General features: G+C 66.5%; 14 protein-coding genes and 1 pseudogene. 8 read left to right on the top strand and 7 right to left on the bottom strand.

What is annotated here, in order from left to right; genetic code table 11:
- The 7 genes from VNQ78_RS07865 to VNQ78_RS07835 form a co-directional block, all read right to left on the bottom strand.
- Positions 1–1,451, bottom strand: a 1,451-nt coding sequence (locus tag VNQ78_RS07865) for a sugar ABC transporter ATP-binding protein (RefSeq protein ID WP_325688413.1), incomplete at its 3' end; no start/stop codon positions are given.
- A gap of 53 nt (positions 1,452–1,504) precedes the next feature.
- A complete protein-coding gene (gene ytfQ / locus VNQ78_RS07860; protein ID WP_325688411.1) occupies positions 1,505–2,464 on the bottom strand; it encodes a galactofuranose ABC transporter, galactofuranose-binding protein YtfQ in 960 nt (319 codons plus the stop codon).
- A 162-nt stretch (positions 2,465–2,626) separates the two neighbouring features.
- Entirely contained in the window at positions 2,627–3,994 is a 1,368-nt protein-coding gene (locus VNQ78_RS07855) for a M81 family metallopeptidase (protein ID WP_325688410.1), read from the bottom strand.
- Positions 3,995–4,033: 39 nt separating this feature from the next.
- A complete protein-coding gene (locus VNQ78_RS07850; RefSeq protein ID WP_325688409.1) occupies positions 4,034–5,137 on the bottom strand; it encodes an N-acetylglucosamine-6-phosphate deacetylase in 1,104 nt (367 codons plus the stop codon).
- Entirely contained in the window at positions 5,134–6,069 is a 936-nt protein-coding gene (locus tag VNQ78_RS07845; RefSeq protein WP_325688407.1) for an ROK family protein, read from the bottom strand. The genes VNQ78_RS07850 and VNQ78_RS07845 overlap by 4 nt, the downstream gene beginning before the upstream one ends.
- Entirely contained in the window at positions 6,057–7,112 is a 1,056-nt protein-coding gene (locus VNQ78_RS07840) for a phosphosugar isomerase (protein WP_325688405.1), read from the bottom strand. The genes VNQ78_RS07845 and VNQ78_RS07840 overlap by 13 nt, the downstream gene beginning before the upstream one ends.
- Positions 7,109–8,005: a transcriptional regulator gene (locus tag VNQ78_RS07835; protein ID WP_325688403.1), complete on the bottom strand. Its 897-nt coding sequence runs from the start codon at positions 8,003–8,005 to the stop codon at positions 7,109–7,111. The genes VNQ78_RS07840 and VNQ78_RS07835 overlap by 4 nt, the downstream gene beginning before the upstream one ends.
- A gap of 160 nt (positions 8,006–8,165) precedes the next feature.
- Here VNQ78_RS07835 and VNQ78_RS07830 point away from each other — a divergent pair, with 160 nt between their 5' ends.
- The 8 genes and pseudogenes from VNQ78_RS07830 to VNQ78_RS07795 form a co-directional block, all read left to right on the top strand.
- Positions 8,166–8,909: a copper homeostasis protein CutC gene (locus VNQ78_RS07830; RefSeq protein ID WP_325688401.1), complete on the top strand. Its 744-nt coding sequence runs from the start codon at positions 8,166–8,168 to the stop codon at positions 8,907–8,909.
- A complete protein-coding gene (locus VNQ78_RS07825; RefSeq protein ID WP_325688399.1) occupies positions 8,906–10,069 on the top strand; it encodes a Gfo/Idh/MocA family oxidoreductase in 1,164 nt (387 codons plus the stop codon). Before VNQ78_RS07830 ends, VNQ78_RS07825 begins: the two co-directional genes overlap by 4 nt.
- Positions 10,066–10,944, top strand: a complete 879-nt coding sequence (locus tag VNQ78_RS07820) for a sugar ABC transporter permease (RefSeq protein ID WP_325688397.1) — start codon at positions 10,066–10,068, stop codon at positions 10,942–10,944. The genes VNQ78_RS07825 and VNQ78_RS07820 overlap by 4 nt, the downstream gene beginning before the upstream one ends.
- A complete protein-coding gene (locus tag VNQ78_RS07815) occupies positions 10,941–11,783 on the top strand; it encodes a carbohydrate ABC transporter permease (protein ID WP_325688395.1) in 843 nt (280 codons plus the stop codon). The genes VNQ78_RS07820 and VNQ78_RS07815 overlap by 4 nt, the downstream gene beginning before the upstream one ends.
- 33 nt (positions 11,784–11,816) lie before the next feature.
- Positions 11,817–13,025 (top strand): extracellular solute-binding protein, encoded by a 1,209-nt coding sequence (locus VNQ78_RS07810; RefSeq protein ID WP_325688393.1) that lies wholly within the window; start codon positions 11,817–11,819, stop codon positions 13,023–13,025.
- A 49-nt stretch (positions 13,026–13,074) separates the two neighbouring features.
- Positions 13,075–14,196 carry a sn-glycerol-3-phosphate ABC transporter ATP-binding protein UgpC gene (locus tag VNQ78_RS07805; protein WP_325688391.1) on the top strand — a complete coding sequence of 374 codons (1,122 nt, stop codon included), beginning with the start codon at positions 13,075–13,077 and terminating at the stop codon, positions 14,194–14,196.
- 15 nt (positions 14,197–14,211) lie between these two features.
- Positions 14,212–14,964: a glucosamine-6-phosphate deaminase gene (locus VNQ78_RS07800; protein ID WP_325688389.1), complete on the top strand. Its 753-nt coding sequence runs from the start codon at positions 14,212–14,214 to the stop codon at positions 14,962–14,964.
- A gap of 125 nt (positions 14,965–15,089) precedes the next feature.
- Positions 15,090–19,237: pseudogene (locus VNQ78_RS07795) on the top strand (carbohydrate-binding protein); the annotation flags it as partial.

Genomic DNA, 19,237 nt, shown 5'->3' with positions numbered 1-19,237 from the left:
CCCTTCAGCTCGCGCACATGACGGCGGTCCGACAGCACGATGACGCGGGTGGAGAAGGCGACCAACTCCTCGATCTCGGAGGAGATCACGACCAGTGCCATGCCATCGGCGCGCAATCTGCTGATCAGGTTGATGATTTCGGCATGGGCGCCGATATCGATGCCCCGCGTCGGCTCGTCCAGGATCAGCAGGCGCGGATCGGTGGCAAGCCAGCGGGCAAGGATCGCCTTCTGCTGGTTGCCGCCGGACAGAAACTTGATCGGCCGCTCCGGCTCGGGCGGGCGAATGTCGAGCGCCTTGATATAGCGCGCCGCCAGCGCATCGGCTTCGCGCCGGGGGATCGGACGCGCCCAGCCCTGCCGCGCCTGAAGCGCAAGCACGATATTCTGGCGCACGGAAAGATCGCCGATGATGCCGTCGGATTTCCGTTCCTCGGGGCACATGCCGAAGCCGTGGGTGATCGCATCCTCGGGCGAATGCAGGCTGACCGGCGCGCCGTCGACCGTGGCCTCGCCGCTGTCGGGACGATCAATGCCGAAAAGCAGCCGCGCCGTCTCGGTCCGGCCCGAGCCGAGAAGGCCCGCGATGCCCACCACCTCTCCCGGCCGGATATCGAGGTCGAAGGGCGCGATCGAGCCGCGCTTGCCGTAATTCTCGAAGCGGAAGGCGGCGGGAACGTCAGGCTCGACCGCGTCGGGGTCGCGATGCTCGGTCGCCTCGGCCAGCTCGCGCCCCAGCATCATCGAGACCAGCTCGCGCCGGGGCAGTTCGGCGATGGCCCGGCTGCCGACCATCCGGCCATTGCGCAGCACGGTGACGCGGTCGGCGATCTGATAGACCTGATCGAGGAAATGGGTGATCATCACGATCCCCAGCCCCTGCCCACGCAACTGACGCAGCACGGCGAAAAGCGCCTGAACCTCACGCGCATCCAGACTCGCCGTCGGCTCGTCCAGAAACAGCACCTTGCCAGACAGATCGACCGCCCGCGCGATGGCGATGATCTGGCGCACGGCAACCGGATAATGCGCCAGCGTCTCCTCGGGATCGGCGGCAACGCCATAGCGCGACAGCAGCCGCGCCGCGTCCGCACGCATCCTGCGGCGGTCGATCAGCCCCATCCGGCGCGGCTGACGGCCCAGATAGAGGTTCTCGGCCACCGTCAGGTTTTCGAGCAGGTTGACCTCCTGATAAACCGTGCCGATGCCAAGGCCCTGCGCCTCGGCAACCGAACGCGGCTCGACCTCGGCCCCGTCAAGCCGCATGGTTCCGGCATCGCGCCGATAGGCCCCGGTCAGGATCTTGACGAGGGTGGATTTGCCCGCCCCGTTCTCGCCCAGCAGGGCATGAATCTCTCCCGCCCGCAGGGAGAAGTCCACGCCGTCCAGCACCTTCACGCCAAAGAACGACTTGTCTATCCCCTGCGCCGAAAGCAGCGCATCATCTGTCATCCATCTTCCCTCAGAGGCGGGAGTCTGGGCGGGGCCGTGACCCCGCCCGCCACTCAGTAGCCGAGGTCCTTCTTGGACTCGTAGACACCTTTCGGGTCATCCGCCTGAGTGTAGAGCTTCGACTCGGTCTGGATCCATTTCGGCGGCTCGGTGCCGTCGGCCAGGAATTTCTCCAGCGCGTCAAAGGCGGGACCGGCCATGTTCGGCGTCAGTTCCACCGTGGCGTTCGCCTCGCCCTCGGACATGGCGAGGAAGATGTCGGGCACCGCGTCGATCGAGACGACCTTGATGTCGGTCCCCGGCTTCAGCCCGGCTTCCTTGATGGCCTGGATCGCGCCGACGGCCATGTCGTCGTTATGGGCATAGACGGCGCAGATGTCCTTGCCGCCATTCTCGGCCTTGATGAAGCTCTCCATCACTTCCTTGCCCTTGGTCCGGGTAAAGTCCCCGGTCTGGCTGCGGGCGATTTTGATGTTCGGCGCGGCCGCGATGGCGTCCTCGAAGCCCTTCTTGCGGTTGATCGCGGGCGACGAGCCGGTGGTGCCCTGAAGCTCGACCACCTTGCAGTCCTTGTCGCCGACGTCCTTGACCAGCCATTCTCCGGCGACCTTGCCCTCATAGACCTGATCCGAGGTCACGGCGGTCAGGTAAAGGTCTTCGGGCGCGTCGATCTGGCGGTCAAGCAGGACGACCGGAATCTCGGCATCCTTCGCTTCGGCCAGCACGTCGTCCCAACCGGTCGCCACGACCGGAGCGATCAGGATCGCATCCACGCCCTGCGCGATGAAGCCGCGCACCGCCTTGATCTGGTTTTCCTGCTTCTGCTGGGCATCGGCGAATTTCAGGTCGATGCCGCGTTCCTTGGCCTGTTGCTGCGTGACCGTAGTTTCCGCCGCGCGCCAGCCCGATTCCGAACCGATCTGCGAAAAACCGACCGTCATGTCGGCGGCAAAGGCCGCACCGGACAGCATCAGACAGGCGACCGCACTGGCCGCAAGAAGTTTGCGATTCATGTTTTCCTCCCCTGAGAAGGCTCCTCAACCTTCCGCTTTCAGGCATAAAGTATGATTATTCCTGCGTCAACATGTCGCACTCGCTGGCCAAGAGGCCGAAATTGCTACCATAGAGCGCATATTAATCAGATCAAAGCGTTCCAATAGGGATCTTCCGTCGATCTACCCCATGCCCCTCTGAAAGGGCCATGTCGGGCGGGGCCGATGCCGGTTCTCCAGCCCCTCAAGGTCTTGCGAGACTGCGCCGTCGGTCAGCGCCATCACCTGCGCCATCGGCAATTCGCGCAAGTCCGGCGAGAGATAGCCCGACTTCACCACAAGCAGGTCGGCCGCCGAGGGGTCGAGGCCAAGGGCGTGAAAATCCGACAGGTTGTGAAACGGCCGGCGCCTTTCGGTCAGAACCAGTTCGATCCCGCCAGCCTCGACCACCGCATCCGTTTCGACCAGACGCACGCGATCGGGGCGGAGCAGTTGGACCGGTCCGCCGCCGCCAAGCTCACCGCCGACCCGGACCTCCGCCTCTCCGCGACGCAGAGCGGCGACGGCTAGTGGTGCTGCGATGCCGGCGATGATTGCCCTGCGGTCGCGGGCGGCGGCCCAGCCCCGGCCGACCAGCGCGCCGAGCACATCGGCACGGTCGCCGACCCCGCCCGCCGTCGGGTTGTCGCCGCTATCGGCAAGGATCGTCGGCCGCTCCAATGCATCCAGCAAGTCGCCGAGCACCCCCGTCTCCATGTCGGGCACGAGAGCGTCGCGCAGGTTCCAGTAGCTTGCGGCGATCTCTGCCGCCACCGCCTCGCCCGCGGCGCGGTCGGTGCAGGTGACGATCGCGCTGGCCGTGGCGCGGGGGCTGTCGGCCCAGACATAGCCGATCATCAGGTTCGCATCGAGGATGCCCGGCCGCGCGTCATATTCCGGCAATGCGGCATAAAGGCTCCGGCAGGGTTCCACGAAGGTCGAGGACATTTCGCCCGAAACCAGCAGCGGGATCGCCTTACGGACCGCCTGCGGGCGGGGACCGCCGCGCAGCGCCTCCAAGAGCATCCGGGCGGCGCGGGCGCGGGTCTGCGACTGGTCGATATGCGGCGCGGTGCGGAAGGCGGCGAAGGCATCGACGGTCGCCGCGATCCGCTCGGTGATCTGCCCATGCAGATCCCAGGCCGAGGAGATCACCGCATCAGGCCCCACCACCTCGCGGATGCGGGTCACGAACTCCCCCTCCGGGTCATCGACGCCGGGGACGAAATAGGCCCCGTGCATGATCAGCAGCACCCCGTCCAGCGGCAGGGCCGCGCGGAGGCGGTCGCAGAACCCGTCGCATTGCGCGCGAAACAAATGGGGCGAGACCGGCCCGCCGGGGATCGAGCGGTCGTGGAAGATCGGGATCGCCTCGATCCCCTCCCAGCCCGCACCGACCCCGGCCATCTCCAGCAGCGCCTGCCCCTCGGTCCGGGTGAAATCCTCGGCGACCTGCATCAGCGGCGAATAGGTCGAGCATTCGGTATGGATGCCCCCGATGGCGACGCGCATGGCTCCTCCTGTGCAATCGATCCGGTTCAGGCCCGGGGATCATTCGGGCAGGTCCAGCTTTTGCAGATCATCGTCAAGCGCCAGCAGGTCGCGCAGCGCCGTTCCGGGCGCGACCGCAAGCGGCGGCAGCCGCATGGCCTCGCGCGGCAGATCGGTCGCCATGGCGATTGCCCGCGCCAATGGCAGTCCGGTCATCGCGACCAGCCGCCGGACGGATTCCAGCATGTCGATATGCGCCCCGGCCAGCGAGCCCTGCGCATTGACCAGCGCGCCGGCCTCGACATGGATATCCATGCCGTAAAGCGAGAAATGGTCCGGCCCGCCCACCGTCGGCATCGCGTCCGAGACGAGGAAACAGCGATCGGGACGCGGGCGCGCATTCATCGCGACCATCAGCATCTCGGGTGAGACATGGATGCCGTCGGCGATCAGCCCGCACCACCCCTCCGACAGGATCGCGGCCGCGATCACACCCGGCGCGCGCGAGGTCATCTGGGGCATGGCGTTGTAAAGATGGGTGAACATCCCGACACCGTTCGCCATCGCCGCCCACGTCTCTTCGGCCGTGGCCATGGTATGCCCGGCCGAGAGGATGACGCCGATCCCCGCAGCCTCGCGCAGTAGCTCAGGATCGGCGAGTTCGGGCGCGAGGGTCAGCAGGACCGGGATCCCGGCGCCTCGCAACCGGCGCAGCACCGCCATTGTCCGCTGGTCGAGGGGCCGGATGAAACGCGCGTCATGGGTGCCGCGCCGCTCGGGCGCGATATGCGGACCCTCGATATGGATACCGGCGATGCCCGGCTGGCCGAAGGCCGCGATCACGGCCTCGGCGGCAGCCTCCATCACCTCGGGCCGGTCGGTGATGACCGTGGGCAAAATCTGCGCCGTGCCCAACCGATGATGCGCGGCGGCAATGGCGGCGATGCCTGTCGGAGTCGGGTCGGCGTTGAAAAGCACCCCGCCCCCGCCATTGACCTGCAGGTCGGTAAAGCCGGGGAGCAGCAGCGGCACCTCCAGATCAGCGCGCTCGCCCCGCGCGGGACGAATGGCGAGGATGCGGGCACCGGCGGTTTCAATCACCATTCCCGGCACCAACGCGCCATTGATCCATGTCCGCCCGGCAGCGATTAGCAGCCGGCTCATGCCGCGACCTCGCCCGCCATGCCCGCCCGCGCCATCAGGGCGGCACCCCGCGCGCCCGAACTGTCGCCATGCTGCGCGACGCGGATCTCGGGCAGGCGCACTTCGCCAAGCCGCAGACGCTCCATCGCCGTCGACAGCATCGCGGGCAGCCCCGGAATGTTCGAGAGCCCGCCGCCCAGCACGATGACCTGCGGATCGAGCATCAGTTGCGCGGTATAAAGCATCTCGCCCGCGAGGTCGGCCCAGATCTCCATCACCCGCGCCGCATCGGGATTTTTGGCTGCCATCTCGGCGATCCGCGCCGGATCCGTCTCGGCCAGCCCGGCCCACGCGGCAATCCGGCTGAGCCCGGTCCCCGAGACATAATTCTCGTTGCATCCCTGCCGCCCGCAGCCGCAGGGCCAGACCGGCAGTCCATGGCGCTCCAGCGCGCGGGTTGGCATCCCGACATGGCCGATCTCGACCGCGAGGCCGGCATAGCGGTGGGGAATGCGGCCGTCGATCACCAGCCCCGCCCCCACTCCGGTCCCGAGAATCAGGCCCAGCACCGAGCCGATGCCGTCGGCGGCACCACCATGCGCCTCGGAATAGGCGAAAGCCATGCAATCATTCACGATGGGCAGGCTGCGCCCCAGCGCCTCGCGCAGCGAAAGCCCGAGGTTATGGCCCGTGACCGGAATGTTCGAGGCCGTGGCGATCCCGCTTTGCGGGTCGATCAGCCCCGCCATCGAGATCGCCACCGGCAGCGCGGGATCGTTCGCACCCTCCTCCAGCCAGCGGACCTGCCCGGCCAGCGCGAGGATGAAGCCCTCGTAATCGTCACGCGGGGTCGGGATGCGCGTCAACGCGACCGTCCGCATCTCTCGGTCAAAAAGCCGCGCCTCGATCTTGGTGCCGCCAAGGTCGATTGCGCCGCTGATCATGCTTGCCATTCGTAAAGCCTCACCCCTGACACCACGCGCGTCAGATTGCGGCCCGCGAAGGGATCGTCAACCGGTAAGCCAAGCGCCTCGGACCAGCGATGCGCCAGAATCTGCGCCGGAAGGACATAAAGCGCCGGGTCCGCCGCCGTATCGGTCAAGGCCAGCGGGATGTCGCAATCGCGGCCGATCGTGACGACCGGAATGCCGGGAAACTGATTTCGGATCTCATTCGCCAGGTCGAGGTCATAGCGCGCGACCTGCGGGTCGGGATGAATCATGACGAAGACGCTGGTAGCCTCGTCCACCGCCGCCTTCGGCCCGTGACGGAAGCCCAGCGTGCTGTCCCATTGCGTGATCGTGCGGCCGGCCGTCAACTCTAGCACCTTCAGGGCGGACTCGCGCGCAATCCCGGTCAGAGCGCCGGAGCCAAGGAAGATCGCGCGATCTGGCCGGGCCAGATCAAGGCCCCAGAGACGCGGCAGCAGCCGATCCGCCGCCTCGGCAAGGCGCGGCAGGATCAGGCGGGCATCAAAGCCGGGGTCGAGACAGGCCAGCGCGCTCAGATACATCGTCGTGAAGCTCGATGTCATCGCGAAGCCGCGGTCATGCGTCGCCTCCGGCAGGATAAGGGCGCGCGTCTGTCCCGGACCGGGACCGGATCGGGTGCCAAGCGCGCTGTCGGCATTGCAGGTGATCTGCAGGCGGTCGATATCCGGGCGATGGAGATCGAGGAGGTCAATCAGCCCCACCGTCTCCGAGCTGTCGCCACTGCGGCCGAACTGGACCGAGAGGTCGCGGTTCCCGGTGCCGAGGGCAAGCTGTGGCACGGCCACCAGATCGGTCGTCGGGAACGATCGCAGCCTGCCCCCGAGCTGGCGCGACAGAACCTCGCCCAGATAGGCCGAGGTGCCGGCGCCCGAGAGCCAGACTTCATGCGGGGCGCGCGCCGCGATCCAGTCGCGGATTGGTGCCGCCTTTGCCTCCAGCGGATCCGCCCAGCCACGCCAGATCGCGGGCTGGGCGTCGATTTCCTGCGCGGTGAAACTGGTCATTCTGCGTCCCTGCTGTCTTTGGCCCCTTCGCCCGCGACAATCAGCCGGACGCCCGCGGCATCCAGCGCGGCGCGGATCGGCTCGGCGGGCGGGCGGTCGGTGATCAGGATGGAAACCCGCGCCAGCCCGCAGATGCGGTGCAGGCGCGAGGCGCGGAACTTGGTATGGTCGGCCAGCACGATCACCCGCGCGGCCGCATCGACCATGGCGCGCGTGACATGGGCCTCGTCCTCGGAATAGGTCGAAAGCCCTCCCTCGGGGTCGATGCTGTCGGCGCCCATGACGAATGTGTCGAAATTCATCCCGTTCAGACTGCTCTCGGCCAGCCTGCCCGAGAGCGAGCCGGTCGAGGGGCGGATGACCCCTCCCGTCAGCATCACCCTATGGCGGCCGTTCCGCATCGCGTGCTGCGCCACCATCAGCCCCGAGGTCATGATCGTCATCGCCGGATGACCGTCGCTTTGCCCCAGAAGCTCCGCCACGATCTCGACCGTCGAGCCATTGTCGATCAGCAGCGAATGGTCCTCATTGAGCAGGCCCATCGCCGCCGACGCGATGCGCCGCTTGGCCCCGGGATTGGCCCGCCGCCGGTCGGCGGCCTGCGGATGCACCGCCGCCCCGGTGCTTTGTGCAGCCAGCGCCAGCGCGAGTTCGATGCGAAAATCGGCCAGACCGGCAAAGCCGAAACTGCGGCAAAAGCGGATCAGGGTCGGCTCGGAGGTGCCAAGGCGCGCGCAGATCTCGCGCGAGGTCATGCGGATGAATTCCGAGGGATCCTCGGCCACGAAGGCCGCAATCGCCCGCAGCTTGGCTGGCATCGTGTCGCGGGCCGCCAGCACCGCCGCCCACAGAGCGACGCCGTGAAGCGGCCTGTCATCCTGTGCTTGCTGCATGCGCCGTCCCATCATCAACTTGTCGTCCGCACAATCTTTTCGATCAGTAAACTTTTGTCAAACTAATATTTTCCTCAAAATGTTTTAGCTAAGCAAACAAATATGTTTACAGAAACTTTGATTTGTTGTTGCCTCGTAACCGTGACCCGAGGGAGGCCAGATGCAAGAACGATCCCAAGCACCGCTTCTGGAAATCTGCGTGGACGATCCCGCCGGCCTCGCCGCCGCGATCGAGGGGGGCGCCGACCGGATCGAGCTTTGCGCGGCGCTGGCGGTCAGCGGGCTGACCCCATCGCCCGGCCTGATCGCGCAGGCAGCGCGCGCGCCCATCCCGGTCTGCGCCATGATCCGACCCCGGCCCGGCAATTTCGTCTACAGCCCCGAGGAGATCGAGGCGGCGCTTTTCGACATCGCGGCGGCGAAGGCCGCGGGCCTTGCGGGTATCGTCACCGGCGTCACCCATGCCGACGGGCGGCTTGACCTTGACGCCATGGCCCGCCTCAGGGACGCGGCCGAGGGGATGGAGCTGGTGATCCATCGCGCCTTCGATCTGGCCCCCGACCTCGACGAGGCGCTGGAGCAGGCGATCGACCTCGGCGTCTGCCGCATCCTGACCGCGGGCGGGACCAAGGCCGCGCCGGAAGGGGTCGCGATGCTGGCGCAACTTTCCCGCCGGGCGGCAGGTCGCATCACCATCATGGCGGGCGGGGGCGTCCTGCCCGAGAATGCGGCGACGCTGCTGGCGGCGGGGGTCCATGACCTCCACGCATCCTGTATGTCGGTCGTCGCGGACGAGGCGCCGGCCACGCGGATCAACATCCCCGCAAGTCGCCCCCGGACGCTGCCCCGGAACGTCCGCGCCCTGCGCGCCGCCATGCTGAAGGCGGTGGAGGCCACGGCATGAAGAACGGGATGAAGACCGGCATCATCGGCCTCGGCCATCGGATCGCGGCGATCCTGCCCTTTCTGCGCGAGACCTGCCCGGACATGGATCTGGTCGCCGTCGCCGATCCCGGCCCCGGGCATGAGGGCCGTCTGGCCGAGGCCGCACCGGCCCATCATTACCGCGACGCAGCCGAGATGCTGGCGGGGCACAGCTTCGACCTCTTGCTGATCGGCTCGCCCAACCACCTTCATCTTGGCCATCTGCGGCAGGCGCTTCTGACCGACACGCCGCATATCTTCGCCGAAAAACCCGTCGTCATCTCGCTTGACGAAACGCTGGAGCTGGCGCGCCTGCTTGCCGCCCATGACGGCGTGGCGCGGGTCGCGGTTGGGATGGTCCTGCGCTATTCCGCGCTTTACCGCGCGCTTCGCGCCGCTGCCCCGCAGATCGGCGAGGTCATGTCGATCGAGGCGGCCGAGCATATCGCGCCCTATCACGGCAGCTTCTTCATGCGCGACTGGCGGCGCGAAAGCGCGCTCTCGGGCGGTTTCATGCTGGAGAAATGCTGCCACGATCTCGACCTCTATCAAGGGGTTGCGGGCGCGAGGGCGGCGCGAGTCGCAAGCTTTGGCGGGCGCAAGAAATATCTGCCCGCCCGCCGGCCGGACGTGGCTCCTGCCTATCTTGGCGTGATGGCGCCGCGTTGGGGCGGGACGGCCGACGCCTTCTCGGGACAGGGGGATCTGATCGACTATCAGACCGGGTTGGTCGAATACGAGAACGGCGCGATCATGGCCTTTCACACCAACATGAACACACCCGACGAGTTTCGTCGCTTCGCGGTGATCGGCACGGATGCCATGGCCGAGGGCGACTTCATCCGCAACTATTTCAAGCTGACCCGGGCCGAGGACAGCGCCGTCCTGATCGACAACCGCGACATCGGCACCGCGGGCGACATGAAGCATCATTACGGCGCCGACGAGGCGATGGCACGCGATTTGGCGGCGCATTGGCGTGGCGATCTGCCGGACCTGCCCCTGACCATCACCGATGCGCTTGAGGCCGGCGTGACCGCGCTTGCCCTTGATCAGGCGCGGCGCGAGGGGCGGGTTGTCGACCTCGCCCCCTTCTGGGCCAGCTTCGATGCCGCCCTGACCGGCAAGGCGGCTGCATGAGGCGAACGGACCCGTTCCCCTATCTGCTTCTGGTGCCGGCGCTGCTGCTGGTGGGCGTGATTGCCGCCTGGCCGCTGGTCGAGACCTTCCGGCTGTCCTTCACCGACGCCTCGATGAAGCAGGTTCAGGAATATGTCGGCTTCGCCAATTACACGAAATTCTTCCAGCGAGATTTCTGGCCCATCCTTGGCCGCACCCTGGTCTGGACCGCGCTGTCGGTCAGTCTGAAGCTGGTCATGGGCATGGTCGGCGCGGTGCTGCTGAATGCCGCCGTGCCGGGGCGCGCGCTGTTTCGCGTCCTGATCATGCCGCCATGGGTCGTGCCGATCGCGGTCGGCTGCTTCATGTGGGCATGGATGTATAACGGCCAGTTCGGCATGATCGCGGGGCTTGGCCAACGGATCGGCCTCTTCTCCGGCCCGTTCGAGTTTCTGGCCTACAAGCAGGCGGCCTTCATCTCGACCGTGGTGACGGATGTCTGGATCGGGACGCCGCTGGTCTCGCTCTACCTGCTCGCCGCGATGCAGACGATCCCGAAAGATCTCTACGAAGCGGCATGGACGGACGGCGCGGGACGGCCCTACCGCTTTCGCCGGATCACGCTGCCGCTGCTGATGCCCTCGATCGCCACGATGGCGCTGCTCTCCACGATCTGGACCTTCAACAGCTTCGAGATCATCTGGATCCTGACCGAGGGCGGGCCGCGTGGCGCGACCACCACCATGATCATCGACACCTACCGCACCGCGATCTCGCGCTTTCGCTATGGCGAGGGCGCGGCAAGGGCGGTGATGATCCTGATCTGCCTGATGGTGCTTTCCGCGATCTACCTGACGCTCCTGAACCGCCTGACCCAGAAAGGAGGCCGCAGATGATCAACCGCTATCGCTGGTGGGAGCTTATCCTGATCTATGCCGGCATGGCGCTGTTCCTGATCTTCATGCTTGCGCCCTTCGTCGAGGCCTTCATGGTCTCGCTGCGGCCACTGACCGAGGTGTTCCGCATCCCCTATCGCTTTTTCGCCAAGGGGATGAGCTTCGCGAATTACCACCAGATCTGGATCTCGCAGCCGATGCTCTGGCGCTGGATCCTGAACAGCTTCGGCATCGCGGTGGCGGTCACGATCCTTTCCATGGCCTGCTCGATCCCGGCGGCCTATGCCTTTGCCCGGTTCCGGTTCAGGCTGAGGGACAGCCTGCTCTCGCTTTTCCTTGCCGTCTCGATGGTGGGGGCGGCGGTGCTGATCATCCCGCTCTACAAGCTGATGCTGGCGCTGGGGCTTCTGAACACCTATGCCGCGATGATCATTCCGGGCGCGGCCTTCACCGTGCCGACCGGCATCTTCCTGATGCGCAGCTATTTCATGCGCATCCCCGCCGAGCTGGAGGAAGCCGCCTATGTCGACGGGGCATCCCGCCTTTACACCATGCGCCGGGTGATCCTGCCGATCGCGGCGCCGGGCATGGTCGTGGTCGCGATCACCACCTTCATCACCGCCTATGCCCAGCAATTCCTGTTCGCGTTGACCTTCAACTCGAAGAACCACCTGAACCCGCTTCCGGTGGGGCTTTACCAGTTCTTCGGCCATCAGGAGGTTCGCTGGAACGAACTGATGGCCGCCAGCATCGTCGGCGTGCTGCCGGTGCTGGTCCTCTACGTCTTCCTGCAACGATACATCGTCGCCGGGCTGACCGCCGGGGCGGTGAAGGAGTAACGCAGCCGGTCGCATATAACAGGGAGTAAGAAGTTGACCATCCGTTCCATCATCCTGGCATCGACGGCGGTTTTTGCCCTGTCGAGCGCCGCGCAGGCGGCAACCGAACTCTATCTGATCAATTGCGGCGCGGATAACGAGCCGCAGGCCCCCGTCCAGCAGACCCATATCGACGAATGGGTCAAGGCGAACCCCGACTATACCGTCCGGGTCGAATTCCTGCCGTGGGAGCAATGTCAGGAAAAGACCCTGACGCTGGCCGCCGCAGGCACACCGCCCGCTGCCGCATATATGGGCTCGCGCGTGCTGAAGCAGCTTTCGGCGGCGGGACAGATCGTCCCGATCACCCTGACCGAGGAGGAGCTGAAGACCTATGAGCCCTCGGTTATCTCGACCGTCCAGTTCGACGGTCAGGTCTGGGGCCTGCCGCGCGCCTTCTCGACCAAGGCGCTCTACTGGAACAAGGACTTGTTCAAGGAAGCCGGCCTCGACATGCCCAAGGGGCCGCAGACCTTCGAGGACATGCTGACCGCCGCCAAGGCGATCAAGGAAAAGACCAAGGCCGCCGGCTTCGGCATGCCCGCCGCCGACATGGACAACACCTTCCACGAATTTCTGAACTTCCTCTATTCGAATGGCGGTCAGGTCGTCGATGCGGATGGCAATGTCGTCTTCGACAGCCCGGCCAATGTCGAGACGCTGAAATTCTATCAGGAACTGGCCAAATACTCGCAGGAAGGCCCCGTCGCCTATGATCGCGGCAAGCTTGAGCCGCTGTTCAAGGAAGGCCAGATCGCGATGTATACCACCGGCGCCTGGGGTCGCGGCAAGGCCGAAGGGGTGAATTTCGGCGTGGCGCTGATCCCTGCCGGGCCGTCGGGCAAGCATTCAACCCTCCTGATCACCGACAGCCTTGTCGTCTTCAAGGGCACGGGGCTGGAAGAGCCGACCCAGAACCTGATCAAGTTCCTGACCGCGCCGGAACGGCAATCGGCCTTTGACGAGGCGGGCGGCTGGACCCCGATCCGCGCCGGGGCCGGGGCGGATGCGCTGATAGCCAAGGATCCGGACTGGAAACCCTTCATCGACGCCGTCCCGACCGGTGGACCCGAGCCTCTGATGCAGGACTATATCGCCATGCAGGACGCGGCGATCGAGGGCATTCAGGCGGTCATCTCGGACGAGATCACGCCCGAGGAAGGCGCGAAGGACATCAATGATGGCCTTGCCGCGCTGAACTGACCACCAAAGGGGGCGGAAACCCGCCCCCTTCATCCCGGGAGAGCAGCAGATGGGCGATCTGAAACTGACCGGCGTTGCCAAGGATTTCGGCGTCATCCGCGTCATCCATCCGACCGACCTTCATATCCGCGAGGGCGAGTTCACCGTTTTCGTCGGCCCCTCGGGTTGCGGGAAATCGACCATGCTGCGAATGATCGCGGGGCTCGAGGATATTTCCGCAGGCAGCCTCGAGATCGACGGGCGGGCGGTGAACGACCTTCCCCCCTCGCGGCGCGGCATCGCCATGGTCTTTCAAAGCTATGCGCTTTACCCCCATATGGACGTCTACGAGAACATCGCATTCCCCCTGCGGGTCGAGCGCCGCCCCGAGGCCGAGGTGCGCCAGAAGGTCCAGGCCGCGGCAGAGGTGCTGAAGCTGACCGAACGCCTGAAGCACAAGCCCGGCGAACTCTCGGGCGGCCAGCGCCAGCGCGTCGCCATCGGCCGAGCCATCGTGCGCGAGCCTTCAGTGTTTCTCTTCGACGAGCCGCTCTCGAACCTCGACGCCGCACTCCGGGGCGAGATGCGGGTCGAACTGTCGCGCCTGCATGTGCGGCTTGGGAATACCATGATCTATGTCACCCATGATCAGGTCGAGGCGATGACCATGGCCGACCGCATCGTCGTCCTGAACGCGGGCCGGGTCGAGCAGGTCGGAACGCCGCTGGAGCTGTTCCACCGCCCGGCGAACCGCTTTGTCGCGGGCTTCATCGGCAATCCCAACATGAATTTCCTGCCCGCCACGGCCGAGGGGACCAGCCCCGAGGGGATCGGGCTGCGGCTTGACCACGGCCCCGGCCTGACCGCGCCTGTCGAGGGCAGCGCCGCGCCGGGTGAAAGCCTGACCCTTGGCATTCGCCCCGACGACCTGCGCCCGGACCCCTCCGGCCTGCCCTGCCGGGTGGACGTGGTCGAGCGGCTCGGCAGCAGCACCGTCGTCTATCTGATCGCGCCGGGCGGGCAGCAGCTTTGCTTGGTGACGGACGGAACCGCTGCGGTCGCGCCGGGCGAGACGGTCCCGCTGGGCTTCGCCCCCGCCGCCGTGCATGTCTTTGCGCCGGACGGGAAGGCCCTTCCGCGCCGGCGGGTGCCGGTGGATCTGGCCCGCATCCCGACCGCGCGCACCGCCTGAGGCCCCGGAATGCGCATGACGAAACTCGTCCTCCGAGACAGCACCGAGGATGCGATCACCGCCGCCGCCCGGCTGATCACCGATCTGGTCGCGATCCGACCGACTGCGATCCTCGGGCTTGCGACCGGCGGCACGATGGAGCCGCTTTATGCCCGGCTGGTCGCCGCACATCGGCACGGCCTCAGCTTCGCCCGCGTCACAACCGTCAATCTCGATGAATATGTGGGCCTCGCGCCGGGTCATCCCAGCTCCTATCACAGCTACATGGCGCGGCATTTCTTCGACCATGTCGACGTGGCACAGGATGCCATCCATATCCCGCGCGGGGATCTGCCACCCGACCGCGCCGCGGCGGAATATGCGGCGCTGCTGGACCGGATCGGCCCGGTGGACCTGCAACTTCTGGGTATCGGGGCGAATGGCCATATCGGCTTCAACGAACCGGGAACCGGTATTGCCGCGCCGACCCGTGTGGTCGACCTGCTGCCCGAGACGATCCGCGCGAATGCCCGTTTCTTTGCACCGGGAGAGGCCGTCCCCTCGCAGGCGGTGACGATGGGAACGGCTGCGATCCTTTCGGCCCGCAGCATCGTCGCGCTCGCCACCGGGCCGGCCAAGGCGGCCTCGCTGGCCGCTGCGCTGGACGGGGCAATCGGGCCGGAATGCCCGGCATCCTACCTGCGGCTGCACCCGGCCTGCACCATCCTCGCCGATCGGGCCGCCGGGGCGCGGCTGGGCACGCTGACCCGGCTCGGCACCGCGGCCTGACCCCGGATCGACTGCCTGCTTCCCATGCAACGCGCTTTTCCAGACGCGCCGAAGCCGAAAATGGCGGAACCGTGGCGGCATGTCGGGTCTTGTCTGCAAAGGGGCAGCGAGTCGGAGGCGGGGCGATGCAGGCAGATGGTGGCGAATTCGGGCCTCAGGACGCTGGCAGGCCGGGCACCGCGATCCCGCCGGGACTGGAGGCCGCCGGACGGCTCGTGATCGAGACGGGCCGGGCGCAGATGCCCGGTCTGGATGCGGGCGTGGCGCAGATCGACCTCGGGCGGGCCGAGCGCAACCAGCGGGAGCTTTACCATCAGGCGTTGAAGGCCGATGCCGCGGGCGAACATATCACCACCGCGACGCGCTGGCTGCTCGACAATTACCACACCATCGCCGAGACCTACCGTCACCTTCACCGCGACCTGAGCGCGGGCTTCCTGCGCTCTCTGCCCAAGGCGGTGGCCCAGTCGGGCGGGCCGATCCCACGCGTTCTCGCCCTCGCCTGGGACTATGTGGCCCTTACCGATGCCGACCTGCGCGAACGCAGCTTTTCCGAGTTCATCGCCGGGGCCCAGCAGGTCGAGTGGCTGACCATCGGCGAGTTGTGGTGCCTGCCCTCGATGCTGCGCTATGTCCTGCTTCTGCGGATGCTGCGGCTCAGCGCCGAGACCGGCTATTCCCGCCAGGGCCGGCGCGAGGCCAATGCCGCGATCGACCGCCTCATGGCCAAGGACGACCCCCGGCCCGAGGATTTCGATCTTGTCGTGCCCGATCAGGCGCTGAGCAATCCCGCCTATGTCGCACAGGTTCTTTATCGCATCCATGCGCGGCTGGACCGCAGCCACGCCATCGCCACCGAGCTGTCGCGCAGGCTGGAGGCGCGGGGGACCACGGCTGAACAGACGTTGAGCGGCGAGCAGTCCCGCCAGACCGCCAATAACGTGACCGCCGGCCATATCATCCGCGCCCTGAAGCGGCTGGACGAGATCAACTGGCGCGAGTGGTTCGAGGCCACCAGCCGGATCGAGGCCATCCTGCGCGAGGATCCCGACCATCTGCGGCTTGCCCCGCAGACCCGCAACCTGATCCGCGACCGGATCGAGGCCATCGCACGGCATTCGAACCTGTCCGAGGCCGAGGTGGCCGAACATGCGCTGCGCACCGCCGGCCACCGCGCGCTGCCGGTCTCGGCCATCCTGCTGAGCGACGAGGCGCGGGATTTCGAGGCCAGCTGCGGTTATCGCCCCGTCTGGCGCGAGCGGCTGGCAAGGACGGCGCGCGATTACGGCGTCCTCAGCCTGATCGTCCCCCTCGCAATCCTGGTCACGATCGGGGTGCTGATCCTGCTGTCCTATGTCCCCTCGCGCACCGGGACGCTGCTTGCCCTGGGCCTGATCCTGCTGTCGCTGCCCGTGGGCGTCGAGGCGTCGTTTTCCCTGATCCGTTTCGCGGTCGGCCGGCTGATCCCGCCCGCGCAACTGCCCGCCTATGGCTACGAGGACGGCATCCCGGCCGAAAACGCCACCCTTGTCGTCATCCCCTGCCTGCTCCACGGCCTCGACGCGATCGACGATGTGCTGAACAATCTGGAGGTCCATTACCTCGCCAATACCGACGCGCCGCTCAGCTTTGCCCTGCTGACCGATTTCACCGATGCCGAGGAGGAAACGACCGAGCGCGATGCCGAACTGCTCGGCTATGCCCGCATGGGGATCGAGGCGCTGGCGGGGAAATATGCCCATACCGGGCGGCGCTTCTATCTGCTGCATCGCCGCCGCCAATGGAACGAGGCCGAGGGCGTCTGGATGGGCTGGGAGCGCAAGCGCGGCAAGCTGGTCGAGCTGAATGCCCTGCTGCGCGGCAGCAACGACACCAGCTTCGTCGATACCGGGCCGCGCCCGCCGGGGTATATCCGCTTCGTGGTCACGCTCGACGCGGATACGACCATGCCGCGCGACACGGTGCGCAAGCTGGTCGGCATGATCGCCCATCCGGTGAACCGTCCGCATTACGACCCCGCCTTGCGCCGGATCACCCGCGGCCACGGCCTGATCCAGCCGCGCGTGGCGGCGCTGCTTGCACATGGGCCGCACACCTCGCCCTTCCAGCGCATCCTGTCGCAGGATGGCGGGCTTGATCCCTATGTCTTCACCGTCTCGGACCTATACCAAGACCTGTTCGATCAGGGGACCTATACCGGCAAGGGCATCTACGATGTCGACGCCTTCATCGCGGCGGCCGAGGAGCCGGTGCAGCAGAACTCTGTCCTGAGCCATGACCTGATCGAAGGGGCGTGGCTGCGCGCCGCGCTGGCGACGGATGTGGTCCTCTTCGAGGAATATCCGCGTCGCTTCGCGGTCGACCTCTCGCGGCAGCATCGCTGGGCGCGGGGCGACTGGCAATTGCTGCCCTATCTGCTGGACCCGCATAACGGCCTCGACATGCTGGCCCGCTTCAGGATGGTCGACAACCTGCGGCGCAGCGTGCTGCCCGGCAGCCTGATGCTGGCGGGCTTTCTGGCGCTGGTCGGCCTGCCGCGCGACGATGCGCTGATCTGGCTCGCGCTTCTCGGGATCTCGATGTCGATCGCGCAGCTTCTGGGCTGGCTGATGGGACTGGTGCCGCGTCAGGCGGGGGTTGCACCCTTGCGCCACCTGATGGTGATCGGGAAAGAGCTGTTCGACCAGATCATGGCCTTCATGCTTCGCCTCACCCTGCTTCCGCAGATGGCATGGAGCATGATGAACGCAATCGGGCGCACGCTTTTCCGGCTCAACGTCTCGCGCCGGCATCTGTTGGAATGGACCACGGCAGAGGCGGCGGCGGCACGCTCGCACGAAACGCTGGCAAGCTATCTGGGCCTCATGCGTGGGGGCCTCGGGCTGTCCCTGGCCTTCGTCCTTCTGGTCGCGGTCCTGCGGCCGGAAAATGCCGGGATCGCGCTGGTCTTTGGCACGCTCTGGCTCGGCGCGCCGCTGATCGCCTGGCTCAGCGCCCGCCCGATAAGGGACGAGGAGAACCGGCCGCTCCTCCCCGAGGAAAAGCGGGAGTGGCGGGCCGAGGGGCGTCTGATCTGGCGTTTCTTCGAAAGCTTCGTCAACGGCGACACCCATCACCTGCCCCCGGACAATTTCCAGATCGACCCGCGGCCGAAATTGGCCGAGCGGACCTCGCCCACCAATATCGGGCTCTATCTGCTTTCGATCGCGACCGCGCGCGAGTTCAACTGGATCACGCTGGACGAGACACTCGACCGGATCGACGCGACGCTGACCACGATCGAGCAACTGCCCCGCGAACGCGGGCATCTCTACAACTGGTATGCCACGGATACGCTGGAGCCGCTGGGCGCGCGCTATATCTCGGCAGTGGACAGCGGCAATCTTGCCGGGCACCTGATCACGCTGTCCTCGACCTTGAAGGAATGGGCGCGGAACCCGACGCTCTATCTGCTGCCGGACCTTTCAGGCGCGGTCGACATCCTGACGATCATGGGCCGGCTTCACAGCGCCATCCCGCGCGAGCGTCGGCGCCTCGACCCGCTGCGCGACCGCATTGGCGAGCGCATCCTCGGCCTCTGGCGCACGATGGACAGCGCGACCCAGCCCGACCTCGCCGCCCTGCATGTCCAGACCTATGCCCGCGCAGCGGCCGATCTTCAGGTGCTGGTGCAGGGCCTGCTGAGCGAGGTTCCGACCCCCGCCATGCGCGAGCTTGACTGGTGGGCCACCCGCCTCGTCACCACCTGCGACGAGATGGAGGCGCTTGGCCGGATCGAGCCGTCGCAGGTCCAGGTCTCGGGGCTGCGCATGTCCGCGCTGGCCGAGCGGGCGCGCGCCTTCGCCTTCGAGATGGAGTTCGGCTTTCTCTACGACCCCGAGCGCCATCTGCTTGCCATTGGCTACAATTCCAGCGACGGCACGCTCGACCATTCCTATTACGACCTGCTCGCCTCGGAAGCGCGGCTCGCCTCACTTTTCGGCATCGCCAAGGGCGACCTGCCGACCGAGCACTGGAACCGCCTTGGCCGGCCGATGACCGCCATGCCCTATGGCAGCAGCCTTGCAAGCTGGTCGGGCTCGATGTTCGAATATCTGATGGCGCCACTGATCATGGACGAACCGCCCGGCTCGATCCTGCACAGTTCCTGCGAGGTCGCGGTCGAGGCGCAGATCCGCGACGGCGCGCGCCACAACCGGCCCTGGGGCGTGTCGGAAAGCGCCTATAACGCCCGCGACGGCATGATGAACTATCAGTATTACGCGTTCGGTGT

It is taken from the genome of Paracoccus sp. (in: a-proteobacteria) (genome assembly GCF_035556475.1).
Lineage (GTDB): Bacteria > Pseudomonadota > Alphaproteobacteria > Rhodobacterales > Rhodobacteraceae > Paracoccus.
The sequence above is the reverse complement of the archived record's forward strand: the minus strand, read 5'-3'. Positions and strand labels throughout refer to the sequence as shown.

Bases quoted from the DNA above. Each gene is read 5' to 3' on its own strand.
- VNQ78_RS07825 (WP_325688399.1), top strand. From the start codon at position 8,906: ATGAAGAACGGGATGAAGACCGGCATCATCGGCCTCGGCCATCGGATC.
- VNQ78_RS07805 (WP_325688391.1), top strand. From the start codon at position 13,075: ATGGGCGATCTGAAACTGACCGGCGTTGCCAAGGATTTCGGCGTCATC.
- VNQ78_RS07850 (WP_325688409.1), bottom strand. From the start codon at position 5,137: ATGAGCCGGCTGCTAATCGCTGCCGGGCGGACATGGATCAATGGCGCG.
- VNQ78_RS07845 (WP_325688407.1), bottom strand. From the start codon at position 6,069: ATGGCAAGCATGATCAGCGGCGCAATCGACCTTGGCGGCACCAAGATC.
- VNQ78_RS07835 (WP_325688403.1), bottom strand. From the start codon at position 8,005: ATGCAGCAAGCACAGGATGACAGGCCGCTTCACGGCGTCGCTCTGTGG.
- VNQ78_RS07820 (WP_325688397.1), top strand. From the start codon at position 10,066: ATGAGGCGAACGGACCCGTTCCCCTATCTGCTTCTGGTGCCGGCGCTG.
- VNQ78_RS07815 (WP_325688395.1), top strand. From the start codon at position 10,941: ATGATCAACCGCTATCGCTGGTGGGAGCTTATCCTGATCTATGCCGGC.
- ytfQ (WP_325688411.1), bottom strand. From the start codon at position 2,464: ATGAATCGCAAACTTCTTGCGGCCAGTGCGGTCGCCTGTCTGATGCTG.
- VNQ78_RS07830 (WP_325688401.1), top strand. From the start codon at position 8,166: ATGCAAGAACGATCCCAAGCACCGCTTCTGGAAATCTGCGTGGACGAT.
- VNQ78_RS07800 (WP_325688389.1), top strand. From the start codon at position 14,212: ATGACGAAACTCGTCCTCCGAGACAGCACCGAGGATGCGATCACCGCC.
- VNQ78_RS07855 (WP_325688410.1), bottom strand. From the start codon at position 3,994: ATGCGCGTCGCCATCGGGGGCATCCATACCGAATGCTCGACCTATTCG.
- VNQ78_RS07840 (WP_325688405.1), bottom strand. From the start codon at position 7,112: ATGACCAGTTTCACCGCGCAGGAAATCGACGCCCAGCCCGCGATCTGG.